The following is a 15,545-nucleotide window of genomic DNA, read 5'->3' on the forward strand; positions in this document are numbered from 1 at the left end:
AAAATATAACACTTATATATTTAAAAAAATTTCATAATTAATCCATAAAAATAGATTTCTGCGAAAATTTAATATATTTGACTTAACATTTCTCTAATTAATCTTTAAATTCATTGAATGTCAGATTTAGCAGTCGTTTTAGTTAGCGGTGGAATGGATAGCGCATTAACTGCAGCTATTACAAATCTGAAGTATAATATGGCTTTTTTGCACGTAAATTATGGGCAAAGGACTGAAAAGCGAGAGCTTAAAGCATTTAATGACATTGCAAGATATTACGGTGTTAAGAAAAAGCTTATCGTTGGCATTAGCTATTTGAAACAAATCGGTGGTTCTGCTTTGACTGATACAAGGATATTAGTAAAAAAAGCGAATTTAAAGAAAAAACAAACAAGCATTCCCCAAACTTATGTTCCTTTCAGGAATGCCAACATTTTGAGCATTGCCGTAAGCTGGGCAGAGATTATAAAGGCGCATAAGATTTTTATCGGAGCCGTAGAGGAAGATTCAAGCGGATATCCAGATTGCAGAAAAAGTTTTTTTTCTGCTTTCAATAAAATGATTGAAAAGGGGACTAAACCCGGTTCTAAAATTAAGATTGAAACTCCTTTAATCAATCTTTCTAAGAAAGAAATTGTGAAACGTTCTGTAAATCTGAAAAGTCCTTTACATCTAACGTGGTCTTGTTATAAAAATGATAAAATTGCATGCGGCGAATGTGAAAGTTGCGCTTTAAGACTGCGAGGTTTTCAACAAGCAGGCATTGAAGACCCTATTCCTTACAAAAAAGTCATCAATTATGTTTAATCTTCAGAATAAATAATGGAAAAATATACCAATAATAAATTTATTACCATTGTTGCATCAATTTTCCTTATTGCGCTTGCATTTTTTATTCTTAAAACACTCCAGGATATTTTACTTCCATTCTTTATTGCAGTTATAATTGCCTTTATGTTTGAGCCGCTTTATGCATGGCTTAAAACCAAAAAAATACCCGGTTGGGGAGCTATTGTTATTGTAATTCTAATCATTATTTTAGTTTCAAACATTTCGAGTGTTTTTATTCTTACAAGCATAGGTTCGTTTCAGGATGCACTTCCAAGATATGAAGATAAGTTTAATGAACTTTTTAATAATTTTTTCTATACGCTTGCAGGGTGGGGAATTGATGTTGAAGGATTAAAATCCTCCATGGACCCGAATAAATTCATTCAGGATGGAACAATAACAGGAATTGTAACAAGTCTTTTCTCCAGTATAATTGGGATATTCGGAGATTTTGTTTTAATATTGATTTATGTAATATTTCTTTTATCGGAAATTGGAAGCATTAAACGCAGAATTATGGTTGCGTTTTCACCTGAAAGAGCGGGTAAAATTGCATCTTTAATTACCGATGTTTTTCATGATGTCAGAAAATATATAGTTGGAAAGACATTAATAAACCTTGTTCATGCAAGTGTCATAACTTTTATCTTATGGTGTTTTGGAATTGATTTTTACTTCGTGTGGGGCTTCCTGACTTTCTTAATGAATTATATTCCAAATATCGGTTCAATTATTGCAACTGTAATGCCTTTCTTAACTGCATTATTAAAGTATGATGATTTTGTAATGCCGATAATTATTCTTGTTATACTTATCATAATAGGAAATGCATTCGGAAATTTCTTGGAACCGAAAATCTTTGGCGATAATCTTGATTTAAGCCCGATACTTATTTTATTCTCGTTGATATTTTGGGGATATGTCTGGGGAATCATGGGAATGATATTATCCGTACCGATTATGAGTATGATTAAAATAGTATTGATGAAGTTTGATACGACGCGGCCTATTGCAATACTGATGAGTTATAATCTCGGCTCTGTGAGAGAGATTAAGAAAAAAAGAGGAAAAAATATTACTGAACCCGATTAATAAAAGCAACGGACATCTGATTCGTCTTATATTGGAAAAAAAATATAATAATAGTAAACTTCTGACGGTAGTTGCATCTGTTTTTCTCATTACGTTTTCAGTGTTCATTCTGAAAACTCTTCAGGATATTTTACTCCCTTTTATCATCGCAGTCATAATTGCATTTATGTTTGAGCCGTTTTATACATGGCTTAAAAGCAAAAAAATTCCGGGGTGGACTTCTATCGTCATTATTGTGTTGATAATAATTTTGATAGTTAATATTGCAAGTGTATTTATAATAGCAACTGTTGGTCCTTTTCAGGCAGCACTTCCAAGTTATGAACAAAAATTTAATGAGCTTTTCAATAATATATTTTTTATGATTGGAAGCTGGGGGATTGATGTTGAAGGATTAAAAGCTTCTTTAGATCCCGAAAAATACATACAGGATGGAACTGTAACCGGAATTGTTACAGGTTTTTTCTCAGGAATTTTTGGAATATTCGGAGATTTTGTTTTAATTTTAATTTATGTTGTTTTTCTTTTATCTGAAATCGGAAGTATAAAGCGCAGAATAATGATCGCTTTTACTCCGGAAAAAGCAAAAAATATTTCTTCAATTATCGGTGATGTTTTTCGTGATGTCCGCAAGTATCTCATAGGACTAACGTTAATAAATTTAGCTCATTCAATATGCGTAACAATTATTCTTTGGGCTTTCGGAGTTGATTTCTTTCTTATATGGGGACTTATGACTTTTCTTTTGGATTATATTCCTAATATTGGTGCAATAATTTCCACTATACTTCCATTTTTGACGGCATTATTCATATATGATAATTTTGTAACACCCTTAATAATTCTTGCAATTTTAATTGTGATTGGAAATGTATTCGGCAATTTTCTCGAGCCGAAAATATTCGGAGACAGTCTTGATTTAAGTCCAGTACTTATTCTGGTAACATTGATATTCTGGGGTTATGTTTGGGGTATTATGGGCATGATATTAGCCCTTCCTATTATGAGCATGATAAAAATTGTTCTGATGAAGTTTGATGCCACACGATCAATTGCAGTGCTTATGACTTATAACATGGGCTCAGTGCGAAAAATAACAAAAAAGAGAAGCACAAGAATTACAGAATCTGCTTGATTTAAAAAAATAACAGACATTTAGTCTGATAAACGGTCTGTTATATTGCAGACTGTAGCTTTCAACAATAAAATTTAAAATAATAAAAAATAAACAGGAGAGAAAATGCATTTTAGTAAAAAACTGAAAGATTGGGTGAAAGAATGCGAGGAGCTCTGCAAGCCGGATAAGGTTTATTGGTGCAACGGCTCGCAGGAAGAGTATGACATGATTATAAAAGAGATGCTTGCCGATAAAACTTTAATGGAGTTAAATAAAGAAACTTACCCGAATTGTTATTTACATTATTCTAACCCTAATGACGTTGCAAGAGTTGAGCACCTTACTTTCATTTGCACAAAAGATAAAGATAATGCGGGACCAACAAACCAGTGGAAATCACCGGAAGAAATGAAAAAAATTATGAGTCCGATTTTTGACAAAGCAATGAAAGGAAGAACTATGTATGTAATTCCTTACATTATGGGACCAACCGATGCAGAAGCTTCGAAAGTCGGAGTTGAAATTACTGATTCGCCTTATGTGGTTGCAAATATGAGAATCATGACAAGAATGGGGCAGGCTGCTCTTGATAAAATGAAAGATGAATATGATTTCGTTGCAGGTCTGCACTCTGTTGCCGATTGCAATCCTGAAAGAAGATACATTGCGCATTTTCCCGAAGAATATTTAATTTGGTCAGTGGGTTCAGGTTATGGCGGTAATGCCTTGCTTGGTAAAAAATGTTTTGCGCTTCGCATTGCAAGCTGGCTCGCAAAAGAACAGGGCTGGATGGCAGAGCATATGCTCATTCTCGGACTTGAAACTCCTGATGGCAATACAACATACATTACTGCGGCTCTTCCTTCTGCCTGTGGAAAAACAAATCTTGCCATGATGGTTTCAGCTCTTGAGAATGAAGGTTATAAAGTAACAACGGTAGGGGATGATATTGCCTGGATGTATATCGGTGATGATGGAAGATTATATGCAATAAACCCTGAAGCAGGATTTTTCGGAGTTGCACCGGGCACAAATGAAAAAACAAATCCAAATGCAATTGCATCGTTACATAAAAATTCTATTTTTACAAATACGGCAAGAACAGGAAATGATGAGCCATGGTGGGAAGGAATGACAAAGGAAGTTCCAAGTCCGTTATGGGACTGGCAAGGGAAGCCATATAACGGTGAAGGCAAAGCTGCACATCCGAATTCAAGGTTCACAGCTCCTGCATCCCAATGTCCAAGTATTTCTCCTCATTGGCAGGACGGTAAAGGTGTTCCTATCTCAGCAATTCTTTTCGGAGGCAGAAGGGCAACAACTGTTCCGCTTGTATATGAGTCATTTGATTGGCAGCATGGAGTTTTTGTAGGTGCCACAATGTCATCGGAAACTACTGCCGCTGCAACAGGAGCTGTTGGCGTAGTTCGACGTGACCCTTTTGCAATGCTTCCTTTTTGCGGATACAATATGGGGGATTATTTCGAACACTGGCTTGATATGGGTAAGAAACTGGGTGATAAAGCTCCTAAGATTTTCAATATTAACTGGTTCAGAACCGATGAGAAGGGGAATTTCCTCTGGCCCGGATTCGGCAATAATGCCCGGGTATTAAAATGGATTTATGAAAGAATAAATGGAAAAGCAGATGCTAAAAAAACTGCTATCGGTTATGTGCCGACTTCTGATTCGCTTGACTTAAAAGGACTCAATATCAAAAAAGAAGATGTTGAAAAAGTTCTTGAAGTGAAAAATGACGATTGGAAAAAAGAACTTCCTTCGCAAAAAGAATTCTTCGATAAATTCGGCAATCGGCTTCCTAAAGAAATGACAGAAGAGTTAAATGAATTTGAAAAAAGATTAAACTAAAAAATAAAAAAAGCCCTGCTGTATCAGCAGGGCTTTTAATTTAAGGTAAAAAATTTAGAAAAATTTTACATAAGCAATTACACCGAAAATAATTACTACAGCTATTAACAGGTATAAGATTTTATTTGAATTTGTTTTTCGGCTTTCAGTTTTATGGATATAATCCCCTTTTGAAGGATCCCAATCATATTGCTTCTTTACCTTGTCGACATCTATATGTGTCATCATAAATGAGTTAACTTAATAATCTGACCGGATTAACCCCGCTATTTCAAAGACCTTCATCCTTTAACAAAACCCATACAACATTTGCCAAATAATACTTTTAATTATTTGGTAATTCTATGATTAAAAATACTGAAATTAGAGTTTAATTGCTATGTAATATTAAGGTGCTAAACGGTTTATCTTCCAACCATTTGAAGCAATTTTATATATGATTCTGTCGTGGAGACGACTTTTTCTTCCCTGCCAAAATTCAAAATAATCAGGAATTAATATATATCCTCCCCAGAATTTTGGTAAAACAGGGTCTTCATTTAAATATTTTTTTTCGAGCTCACTATATCTTTTTTCGAGATATAGCCTGTCAGGAATTTCGCAGCTTTGCTCTGAAGCAAGTGAACCTATTCGGCTTTCTTTAGGACGCGCATCAAAAATTTTCTTTGATTCTTCGTAAGATGTTTTAGAAACTGTTCCTTCAATTCTTATTTGTCTTTCCAACTCCGGCCAGAAAAATAATATTGAAGCATTAGGATTTTCTTTCAGCTCTTTACCTTTTCTGCTTTCGTAGTTCGTGCAGAAAATAAATCCCTCATCACTAAACGATTTCAATAATACAACCCTGTTAGATGGTTTACAATCTTTTGTTGAGGTTGCGAGGACCATTGCCGTAGGTTCTTTAATTCCTGAACCAAGAGCAATCTCAAACCATTTGCCGAACTGAATAAACGGATTTTTATCAGCATCTTTTTCTTCAAATGCTCCGGTTAAATACTCATTACTAATTTTTGTTAAATCCATCTATTTTATTAAGACCATTTTTTTAGTCTGAGAAAAATTTTCTGTCCTCAATGAATAAAGATAAATTCCGCTCGGCAAATCACCTGAGTCCCACTGATATTTGTAAACTCCAGCATTTAATTTTCCTGAATGAAGTAAAGATATTTCTTTCCCGCTAATATCATAAATAATTAATGTTACATGCGAAAGACTTGGGATAGCAAATTCTATGTTTGAAACTCCATTAAAAGGGTTAGGGTAGTTTTGCGAAAGCTTAAACTCAGCGGGAACTTCCGTAGAAATGTTACTTATTCCGATTATATCTCTGTTCTCAAAGTAATAAATACCGCCTTTGATATTGGCAATAAACATATCGATATCACCGTCGGTGTCTATGTCGGTAAATTCAGGACATGCATTTGAATAAACTTTTACATTGGCGTAATTATTTGTTTCTAAAACAAAATTCGGAGACGTTGATGTTCCGGTGTTTTTGTAATAAACTACATTTCCGCCAAGTGTTCCAATCAATAAATCTTTATCGCCGTCACTATCAACATCGGTAAATCTCGGAACGCTTTCATTTCCAACATCGATATTAAAATAAAAATTACTTCTTAATACAAAATTAAAACTAACCGGTGTTCCCGTATTTTCGTAATAATTTATTCTGCCTGCAGAATTCCCGGTTAACAAATCAAAGTCGCCGTCATTATCTATGTCAACAATAGTGGGGGCACTGCTTTGTCCTACACCGGTTATACCGATTGTGTTGCCAACTGCAATTTTTGTAAAAATAAAATTCGATGAGCTCCCCGTATTTCTATAATACCAGATTGAATCCGTTATGTAACTTCCTAAAATCATATCCATGTCGCCATCATTATCCAAATCGGCAAGCGAAGGAGCCATATAATAATTATCGGGAGAAATATTCATCGGTAATGAATCCGTCATTAAAGTAAAAGCAGGTGAGACTGCAGTGCCTGCATTTTTGAAATAAACAATTCTTTGCTCGGCACTTCCTGAAAATAAGTCCTTCTTGCCGTCATTATCAATATCTGCAAAAACAATATTGCTGTTGCTGCCGACGTCAACATTACTTAAGAAATTATTTGATACGAATTGAAATGAAGGGTTAAACTGAGTCCCGACATTTTTATAATACACCATGTTCTTCCATGTCTGAGCGGAATATAAGCCGAGTACAAACAAATCATTATCTCCGTCTCCATCATAGTCACAAAATCTTACTGAGTTAAATCCAAAAGAATAATAAGGGTTTGGTCTTGGATAAGCCGAATCTGCAACTGCCATCACAGGATTCGATGGTGTCCCATAATTTTTTATAAAATAAATGCTCTTAGAATAAAGGTCGCCAAAAAATAAATCATTATCATTATCGCCATCCAAATCAGTGAATTGAATCGAGTTTGCACCGTGTCTTGTGCCGCCATCATTTTCATTAATTAATTTAAACGGTTTTGCTACCGGTGAAATAATTTCAAGCTCCTGCCAAAAATCCGTTATGTATTTAAAATTAAAATTTGTTGGTGTGCCGATATTTTCATAAAATGTTATCCTTCCAAGAGCCGTTCCGGTAAAAAAATCTTTGTCACCGTCATTATCGATATCGCAGAATGTCGGAACGGAATTTGATTCACTGAAAATCGTAGAGTCAGAATTTGTGCGAAGCTCGGAAATTATCAAAGTATATACAGGATTTGTATTGGTACCTGTATTACGGTAGTATTTTATTATGGATGGTTCAGCACCGGCAAATAAATCAAAATCACCGTCATTATCCATATCGGCGAAAGCAAACCAGTATTTAATCGAAAGGTTCTGATATCGCGTCGTTACCAAATCAAACTTCGGAACTGAAGTAGTTCCGTTGTTCTGATAAAAATTTAAAGTTGTATCAACGTCATAGGTAAATAAATCAGGTTTGCCGTCATTGTTTATATCAACAAACTGCGTGCGTGCGTTGTCAACACCTCCATTAAACGGAGCCATTGAAGTCTGACCATTAACAGTAAAAGGAATGCCTGAAAATTTTTGTAAATAATCCTGTGCCGGAGAATTTTCTGCGTAAAATGTACAAATAAGAAATAAGATGAGAATTAATATATGCTTTGGCATCAGGTTATTTTTGTATTCCCGTTCCGTAAGTGAAAACGGAAGAAATTGATACGGGTAATTTCCCTTTGAAAGGGATTTCACCGAATAAAGTTTTTAAAGTTGCATTGATTGACGCTTCGGAATCTCCATATGCGCAAACATAAGCGTTTACATTTTCAAAACCCTGAATCAGATAAGGATTTCCCATTGAAAGCACAATTACTTTATTGCCGTTTGCAAGTAATGAATTAATTAAATTAAGCTGTGATGCAGGTATTCCCACTGTGCCTGTTTTTATTTTTACTTTTGCATAAATCGGAACAATAACGTAATCATAAGAATTCGCAGTATTTAAAATCTCACTGTTATTATTTAAATCGCCGGTCAGGTCATAAGTTTCATAACTTGCAAATTTGTTATAAGCAACAAAATTATTGAAAAAATATTGTGTATTTGCGGTTTCGTTCCCGTTATTTAGTGAAATAACCAATGCTTTTTTATCCGAAACATTTTTAAACGGAAGCAAATTATCATTATCGGTTACAAGCGTAATTGATTCATCTGCAATTTTTTGCGCAATGCTTTTTGCTTCAGTTGAGTTGACAACCGAAGGAATTAATGATTCGTCAACCAGTTTATTGTTAAAAAGCCCTAACCATTCCTTTGCTTCAAGAATTTTTGTAACAGAAGTATTTATTCTGTGTTCTGAAATACTTCCATTTTTCACTGCTGCTTCGATAGCGTTAATTGTTTCTGTTTCTCCCTGGGGCATAAGAATCAAATCTATTCCTGCATCAACACATAAAGTTGCAACTTTCTTTGTTGAAAAATGTTTTGTTACACCAGCCATGTTCAATGCATCAGTTACAACAAGTCCTTTGAAACCAAGTTCGTTAATTAGAAGTTCATTAACAAGCTTTTCTGACAATGAAGAGGGAAGGTATGGAGTATTATCAACTGCCGGGAAAGACAAATGAGCAATCATAACCGACTTTACTCCTGTATTTATTGCGCTTTTAAATGGAATAAGCTCGACTGAATTCAACCTTGTCATATCAAAATTCAATACGGGCAAGTCGCTATGTGAATCTATATCCGTATCACCATGTCCCGGAAAATGTTTTGCTGTTGCAATTACATTTCCTGCCTGCAAGCCCTTTATCATTGCATCGCCCATTTGTGAAACAAGTTCGGGATTTTCACCGAATGAACGAACGTTAATAATCGGATTGTTCGGATTGTTATTCACATCCATAACAGGTGCATAATTTTGATGTACTCCTATTGCGCGGCATTCCTTTGCAATCTGTAATCCCATTTGATATGCAAGCGCTGAATTTCTGGTTGCGCCTAAACCCATATTGCTCGGGAATAAACTGCCGTCATTCAAGCGCATTGCTGTTCCGCGCTCAAAATCTGCCGATATGAGAAGAGGAGTTTCCGATAATGTCTGGAATTGATTTATTAACGATGCTTCCTGTAAAGAATTTCCTTTGAAAAAAATTAACCCTCCGATTTTTTCATTCTGAATTAATTTTTTTACTCTCTTGAATTCTCCTGAGTTTTCGGAAATTTCAAAGCCGTCAGAATAAGATACAATCATCTGCGCAATCTTTTCACGCAAAGTCATTTCGGATAATTTTCTCTGAACGGTTACAGAAGGAACATAAGTTTTTAACGTTGCAGATGTATAAGTGTCTTCAGGTTTGAAAGCGCTAAATACAAATATAAATCCAACAGCAATTACAACTAACGGTAATAATATTTTTTTCATCTATATAATTTTTTGAAGCCATTCCCACAAAAGCGGGAATCCCATTCTTTTCAAATTTAAACTATTCTTCACTTACAGCTAAAACAGAATTTTTATATTCCTGTTTCAGCCAGGTTAACCTTTCTTTAATCGGAGCAAATGTATCATATCCCATAAGTTCAATTCTGAAAGCATTTATGTTTCTTAAGTTTCTTAAATACCCTGAATAATATTTTCTGAACTCGCGGACACCTAAGTTTTCACCCTTGAGCTTAACACACAATCTTAAATGTTCTATGCACTTATTAACCTTCTCATCAAGCGGAGGTTCTTCTTCGTGATAGCCGTGTTCAAGATAAAATTTTGATTGCCTGAATATAAACGGATTCAACATCGCGGCCTGACCAATCATAACTGCGTCAGGTTTGAAATTTTCAAAAACAAATTTTACATCTTCAGGAGTTTTAATATTGCCATTAAGTATAATCGGCATTTCAACTCCGCTGTCTTTGATTCGTTTCACCCAGCTCCAGTCAGCATTACCTTTATTTCCTTGTCCGCGCAATCTGCAATGAACAGTCAATGCTTGTATTCCTATGTCTTCAAGCATTTTTGCAACATCAACAATGACAATTGAATTCTCATCCCAGCCTAATCGTGTTTTTAGCGTAACCGGAAGTTTCACATTCTTCACAATTGATTCGGCAATCTTTTTCATCTTAGGCAAGTCTTTCAATAATCCCGCGCCGGCGCCCCGCAGCGCAACATCCTTCACCCAGCATCCGCAGTTAATATCTATGAAATCAGGTTTTGCGGACTCCGAAATTCTTGCCGCTTCAATCATAACATCATCATTGCCGCCGAATATCTGGATTGCAACAGGTCGCTCTTCTTCATAAATGAAAAGCTTTTCACGGCACTTTCTTGCATCACGTATTAAACCTTCAGAGGATATGAATTCTGTGTAGACAATGTCAGCTCCAAGGCGATGACAAATTAACCTGAAAGGAGGTTCTGTTACATCCTCCATAGGTGCCAAAAGCAGCTTATTTTTAAATATTTCCTGAAAAGAATTCATAATTAAAAATACTCAATTTTTACCAATATAGTAATTTATTTAACTTGGTATGGTAATTTGAAAAACACTACAAGTTGTTAATATTACATAATATACGCTTGTTTATCGTATATAAAATTAATATTATTACTCAAATATTTTTTTCACAACCTAACTAAAACATACAAATGAGAAAGCTCTTCTTCCTAACTCTCATTGCTGGTATTGGCTTTATTATTTTTACAGGGCAAAAAACCAACGATGATAAAAAATGGAATGCAGATCCTCGAATGACGCAAGTCTATCCTAACGGGGAATATTCCGTTTTACCAACAGTTCAAGATATAATATCTTTTACGAATACACCAAGAGTTGTCGGACCATATGTCGTAGGTCCAAACTTTCGTCCACACCCTACAACTAATACAAATCAGAGTGAAGTTATAATTGTAAAGCATCCTACTAATCCAAATATTATGTGGGCATCTTGCAATATGACAACAACCGGAACATTGTTCATCAGTGAAGGAACTTATGTTACTACAAACGGCGGAACTACCTGGTTTGGAAGTGATACACTTACCGGCGCACCCATTGGAAATCATGGTGGTGACCCGGGTCCTGCAATCGATAAAAATGGCGTTTTGCATATGACACATCTGGGTTATACTACTTCAGGTATGTATGCAAATTACTCAACCAATAATGGTTTAACATGGTCTAACACTGCTACACTCGGAACAGGTTCACAAGATAAAAATTTTGCTAATTCTGATGATGCACCTTCTTCACCATATTATGGAAGAACATATTGTGCTTGGAGCTGGTTTGCAGTTTCTAATCCTTATGTTGCAGTTTCATTCACGTCAAATGGGGGTGTAAGCTGGTCAACTCATACACAGGTAAACACTCCTCCTGCCGGTCACTATTCACAAGGTACTGACGTTGGTATAGGTCCGAACGGACAAGTTTATGTTTGCTGGGCTGCTCCAATTTCCGGTTCACCTTTCACAGAAGATTTTGCCGGGTTTGGTATTTCAACAAACGGTGGTGTTAACTGGTCTGTTAATGAGAATATCTATGATATGAATGGTATCAGAGGAACATTCTCTACAAAATCGGGTATCCGTGTCAGCGGTTTTCCAAGAATTGCAGTTGACAGAACCGGTGGTCCGAGAAACGGATGGATATATATTGTAGCTGCAGAAAGAAATTTATCACCTGCAGGAACAGACCCTGACATTGTTTTACACAGGTCAACAAACGGCGGAGTTAACTGGTCTGCAGGCGTTAGAGTCAATCAAGACCCATTGAATAATGGAAAATATCAATATATGCCGGCTGTTTGTGTTGATAACCTCGGCGGCGTAAGCGTTGTTTATTATGATGACAGAGAGTGTTTTGCAACTCCTAGTGATTCTACCGATGTTTATATTTCACGTTCAATAGATGGCGGAAGCACATTTACAGATTTCAAAGTTAGTGACCATAGATTTAAACCAATGCCGATTTCAGGATTAGCAGGCGGTTATCAAGGTGACTATATCGGTATTACCTCAACTAATTCAAAATTATTCCCTGTATGGGCAGACAGAAGCACAGGTTTATACCAATTATGGAGTGCTCCTGTTACTATAGCTAACAATCCTCTAAATCCATTTAACTTGCAAAGTCCTGCGGCAGGAACTACTTACTCGTCACTTCCGGGTTCATCAACCGTATTCAATTTTGGCTGGGATACTTCCGCAACAGGAACATCATACAAATGGATTTTTGGTTCACCAACCACATCACCAAGATTGATTACACAGCAATCAGGAAGCAATTCGCTTTCACTTACATCAGGTCAGCTGGATGTTATTCTTGCAGGACTTGGCGTTGCTCAGGGTGGCCAATTAGTTGGACAGTGGGATGTATGGGGATTCAGACCTAATCCTCCTGCAAATGATTCATTAAAAGCCGCTAACGGACCACGCGCAATTACATTGAGAAGAGCTGTTCCGAATAATACACCGGTTAATCTTGCAGTTCCGGCAAATAATACTACTATAGTTACATCGGTATTTAATAGTTCAACAATTAATTTTAACTGGTCAAAATCCGGTGAAGGTGTTACTTATAAAGTTCTCTTTGATGCACCAACGTTTACAGGTCCTCCAATATTGAGCTTTATGTCGAACAATGGCGGATTTGATACTGCTTATTCGATAGTCAATTCAACTTTAGACGGACTTCTCGCATCAATTGCACCGGGTGATTCTATCGTTGGACAATATAGAGTTTATGCTTTCAGAAATCCGGGTGATTCCGTGGCATCAAACCAGACATATAATTTAACTCTTAAGAGACAGGCAAAAGGCGATGTAGTGGTTCTTTATGATTCAACAGTCGCGAACTGCAGAACTTCAAGAGACTCAATCATAGCAGGTCTTAACTCAAGAGGCGTTACATATGATTTATTTAACAGAGGCGGAAACACTGCTACAACCGGAATTTCTTTCAGAGGTTACAAAAAAGTGATTCTTCTTGGTGAAGGAACTTCAGTTGCTTCGAACAGAGTAAAAGATTCTTTAAAAACATATCTTGCTTCAGGCGGAACTTCAATTCCTACAAAATCAAAGTTGATTATTTTTGCTGAAGATGTTGGTTATCACTGGGGAAGAACCGGCTCAACATATATTGATGTTGATTTCGTTTCAAACACACTTGGATGGACATTTGTTTCTGACAGACCTACAGGAAGCACAGGTCCTGAAGGATTAATGGGTGATAGAGTAAACTCAGGATTAAAAGACAGTACTTCAGGTCCATGGCCTGACGTTCTTGCAAAATCAACTGTTCCAAGCTTATCATATTTATATGCATTTACAAGAGTAGCGGGCAACTACAATGGTGTAGGAAGAATGGCAAATAATTTCAATGTCGCAACTTTCGGAGTTGACTTTGAATCTCTTAAAAATGCAGTCGGTGGAGCAAGCGGTTCACCTCAAAGGAGATGGATACTTGGCGCATTGGATTATGTTGACCAAATTACACCGACTAATATCGAAGACCCGAATGGAATTCCGACAGTTTATGAATTGAAACAGAACTTCCCGAATCCATTCAATCCTGTAACGAAGATAAACTTTGCAATTCCTAAACAAGGATTTGTATCGTTGAAGATTTATGATATTACAGGAAGACTTGTTTCTAATTTGGTAAATGAAATGAAGGCTCCGGGATTCTATGAAGTTGATTTCAACGGACTGAACATGGCTTCAGGCGTTTATTTCTATAAGCTTGAATCTAACGAATTCTCTGACATTAAAAAGATGATGCTGATAAAATGATATAATCATTTTGTCAGTCCCGCTCTGCGGGAATGTTGATAAAATAATAGTTAGTATATATTTATTTGTGAAGAAAATGCCTGCTTTTCGCGGGCATTTTTTTTATCTGAAATAAGACTAAATTAGTCGTATTTAAAGTTTAAAAAATTTCTTATTTTTACATATGAAATATTTAACAGGACAGCCCGAAAAAGGGAAAAAATACAGAGTTGAATACAACGGCGAGCAGATTTATGATGCAAGTATAGTTGAGCATGACGGCGGTTGCTGGGCAAAAGTAAAAGTCGAAAACACGCTTCCTTCTAAAATGGAAAAGCATTATCATTATAAAGAGGGAATGGAATTCGACATAAAGCTCGGCTATTATAATTTATTGATTATCGAAGAATAAGGAAGTTATTGATTGTCTAAAGTAGATTCTGATATTATATCTTCTCGAAAAGTAATTGACTTACCCGAGAAAAATCGAAATATGATTCGAAGCGGATGGGGAGATGAAATTATTGATAACACAATTGTCGAAAAAATTGTATATGATAATGATGGTGAAAAGATTGATGGTTATTTAGCTTACCCAAAGGATTTATCAAAAAAATACCCGCTCGTAATCTGGAATCGCGGCGGAAGCAGAAAATCAGGATATATAGATGAGTTCCTTGCGCGAGGAATGTTTGGAGAAATTGCAAGCTGGGGTTATGTAGTGCTTGCTTCAATGTATCGGGATAAAGATGAGTTCGGCGGCAAAGATGTTACCGATGTGATAAAGCTCTTTGATATTGCAGATGATTTGGAAGCATGCGACAGTTCTAAAATAGGAATGGAGGGCTGGAGCCGCGGGGGAATGATGACCTTTAAAGTTCTTACGATGACTGACCGAGTAAAAGCTTGTGTGATTATTTCCGGATTAACCGATTTGGTCGATCATGCAATGATGCAGGATACATACAGAAGAATTTTTGGGACAGAAAGTGAAGAAATTTTTAATCAAAGGAAGAAAGAAAAATCACCGCTTTACTTTGCTGATGAAATAAATACTGATGCAGCGATTCTGATGATTCACGGAACTGAAGATGATGACGTTGAGGTCAGAAACTCAACTGAAATGTATGAAAAGCTGAAAGGCAAAGTAAAAAACATTGAGATTGTCTTACTGGACGGCGGCGACCATTATTTGAAAAAATTTAGAAAAGAAACTGTAAAGCTGAGAAAAGAATGGTTTAGGAAGTATCTTGGTTAGAGGGGAAAGGTTAAAGATTAGAAGTGTTGAAAAGTTCTTTACTTCTCACCTTTAACCCCTTACCTTTCACCTTTAAAACAACTTTAATAAAATAAATTTTGTTAAATAAATAGAATGTTCAAAATAGTAAATCA

11 protein-coding genes are annotated in these 15,545 nt (G+C 36.0%); 7 read left to right on the top strand and 4 right to left on the bottom strand.

Annotated elements, in window-relative coordinates; genetic code table 11:
* Positions 1 to 117: 117 nt before the first annotated feature.
* The 4 genes from queC (at position 118) to VHP32_07450 (ending at position 4,909) form a co-directional block, all read left to right on the top strand.
* Complete coding sequence (queC, locus tag VHP32_07435) at positions 118 to 807, top strand: 7-cyano-7-deazaguanine synthase QueC (protein HEX2787721.1); 690 nt, start codon at positions 118 to 120, stop codon at positions 805 to 807.
* Positions 808 to 822: 15 nt separating this feature from the next.
* Positions 823 to 1,923: an AI-2E family transporter gene (locus tag VHP32_07440; protein HEX2787722.1), complete on the top strand. Its 1,101-nt coding sequence runs from the start codon at positions 823 to 825 to the stop codon at positions 1,921 to 1,923.
* Between the two features lie 31 nt (positions 1,924 to 1,954).
* Positions 1,955 to 3,058, top strand: a complete 1,104-nt coding sequence (locus VHP32_07445; GenBank protein HEX2787723.1) for an AI-2E family transporter — start codon at positions 1,955 to 1,957, stop codon at positions 3,056 to 3,058.
* 105 nt (positions 3,059 to 3,163) lie between these two features.
* The gene (locus tag VHP32_07450; protein ID HEX2787724.1) at positions 3,164 to 4,909 is read left to right on the top strand and encodes a phosphoenolpyruvate carboxykinase (GTP); all 1,746 of its coding nucleotides are present in this window, start codon (positions 3,164 to 3,166) and stop codon (positions 4,907 to 4,909) included.
* 387 nt (positions 4,910 to 5,296) lie between these two features.
* Here the strand turns inward: VHP32_07450 and pdxH are convergent, their stop codons facing one another.
* The 4 genes from pdxH to VHP32_07470 all read right to left on the bottom strand — a co-directional run bounded on the left by pdxH (position 5,297) and on the right by VHP32_07470 (position 10,863).
* A complete protein-coding gene (gene pdxH, locus VHP32_07455) occupies positions 5,297 to 5,932 on the bottom strand; it encodes a pyridoxamine 5'-phosphate oxidase (protein ID HEX2787725.1) in 636 nt (211 codons plus the stop codon).
* A complete protein-coding gene (locus VHP32_07460; GenBank protein HEX2787726.1) occupies positions 5,933 to 8,053 on the bottom strand; it encodes an FG-GAP-like repeat-containing protein in 2,121 nt (706 codons plus the stop codon).
* Positions 8,054 to 8,057: 4 nt separating this feature from the next.
* The gene (locus tag VHP32_07465) at positions 8,058 to 9,806 is read right to left on the bottom strand and encodes a glycoside hydrolase family 3 N-terminal domain-containing protein (protein HEX2787727.1); all 1,749 of its coding nucleotides are present in this window, start codon (positions 9,804 to 9,806) and stop codon (positions 8,058 to 8,060) included.
* Positions 9,807 to 9,867: 61 nt separating this feature from the next.
* Complete coding sequence (locus VHP32_07470) at positions 9,868 to 10,863, bottom strand: tRNA-dihydrouridine synthase (protein HEX2787728.1); 996 nt, start codon at positions 10,861 to 10,863, stop codon at positions 9,868 to 9,870.
* 167 nt (positions 10,864 to 11,030) lie between these two features.
* Here VHP32_07470 and VHP32_07475 point away from each other — a divergent pair, with 167 nt between their 5' ends.
* The 3 genes from VHP32_07475 to VHP32_07485 all read left to right on the top strand — a co-directional run bounded on the left by VHP32_07475 (position 11,031) and on the right by VHP32_07485 (position 15,411).
* The gene (locus VHP32_07475; GenBank protein HEX2787729.1) at positions 11,031 to 14,174 is read left to right on the top strand and encodes a T9SS type A sorting domain-containing protein; all 3,144 of its coding nucleotides are present in this window, start codon (positions 11,031 to 11,033) and stop codon (positions 14,172 to 14,174) included.
* A gap of 163 nt (positions 14,175 to 14,337) precedes the next feature.
* On the top strand, positions 14,338 to 14,565 hold the full coding sequence (locus VHP32_07480) for a hypothetical protein (protein HEX2787730.1): 228 nt from the start codon (positions 14,338 to 14,340) through the stop codon (positions 14,563 to 14,565).
* Positions 14,566 to 14,577: 12 nt separating this feature from the next.
* Entirely contained in the window at positions 14,578 to 15,411 is an 834-nt protein-coding gene (locus tag VHP32_07485) for a prolyl oligopeptidase family serine peptidase (protein ID HEX2787731.1), read from the top strand.
* The last annotated feature ends 134 nt before the right edge of the window (positions 15,412 to 15,545 follow it).

The organism is Ignavibacteria bacterium (genome assembly GCA_036262055.1).
Classification (GTDB): domain Bacteria; phylum Bacteroidota; class Ignavibacteria; order Tepidaquicellales; family Tepidaquicellaceae; genus DATAJP01.

Bases quoted from the DNA above. Each gene is read 5' to 3' on its own strand.
- pdxH (HEX2787725.1), bottom strand. From the start codon at position 5,932: ATGGATTTAACAAAAATTAGTAATGAGTATTTAACCGGAGCATTTGAA.
- VHP32_07440 (HEX2787722.1), top strand. From the start codon at position 823: ATGGAAAAATATACCAATAATAAATTTATTACCATTGTTGCATCAATT.
- VHP32_07480 (HEX2787730.1), top strand. From the start codon at position 14,338: ATGAAATATTTAACAGGACAGCCCGAAAAAGGGAAAAAATACAGAGTT.
- VHP32_07465 (HEX2787727.1), bottom strand. From the start codon at position 9,806: ATGAAAAAAATATTATTACCGTTAGTTGTAATTGCTGTTGGATTTATA.
- VHP32_07470 (HEX2787728.1), bottom strand. From the start codon at position 10,863: ATGAATTCTTTTCAGGAAATATTTAAAAATAAGCTGCTTTTGGCACCT.
- VHP32_07460 (HEX2787726.1), bottom strand. From the start codon at position 8,053: ATGCCAAAGCATATATTAATTCTCATCTTATTTCTTATTTGTACATTT.
- queC (HEX2787721.1), top strand. From the start codon at position 118: ATGTCAGATTTAGCAGTCGTTTTAGTTAGCGGTGGAATGGATAGCGCA.
- VHP32_07450 (HEX2787724.1), top strand. From the start codon at position 3,164: ATGCATTTTAGTAAAAAACTGAAAGATTGGGTGAAAGAATGCGAGGAG.
- VHP32_07475 (HEX2787729.1), top strand. From the start codon at position 11,031: ATGAGAAAGCTCTTCTTCCTAACTCTCATTGCTGGTATTGGCTTTATT.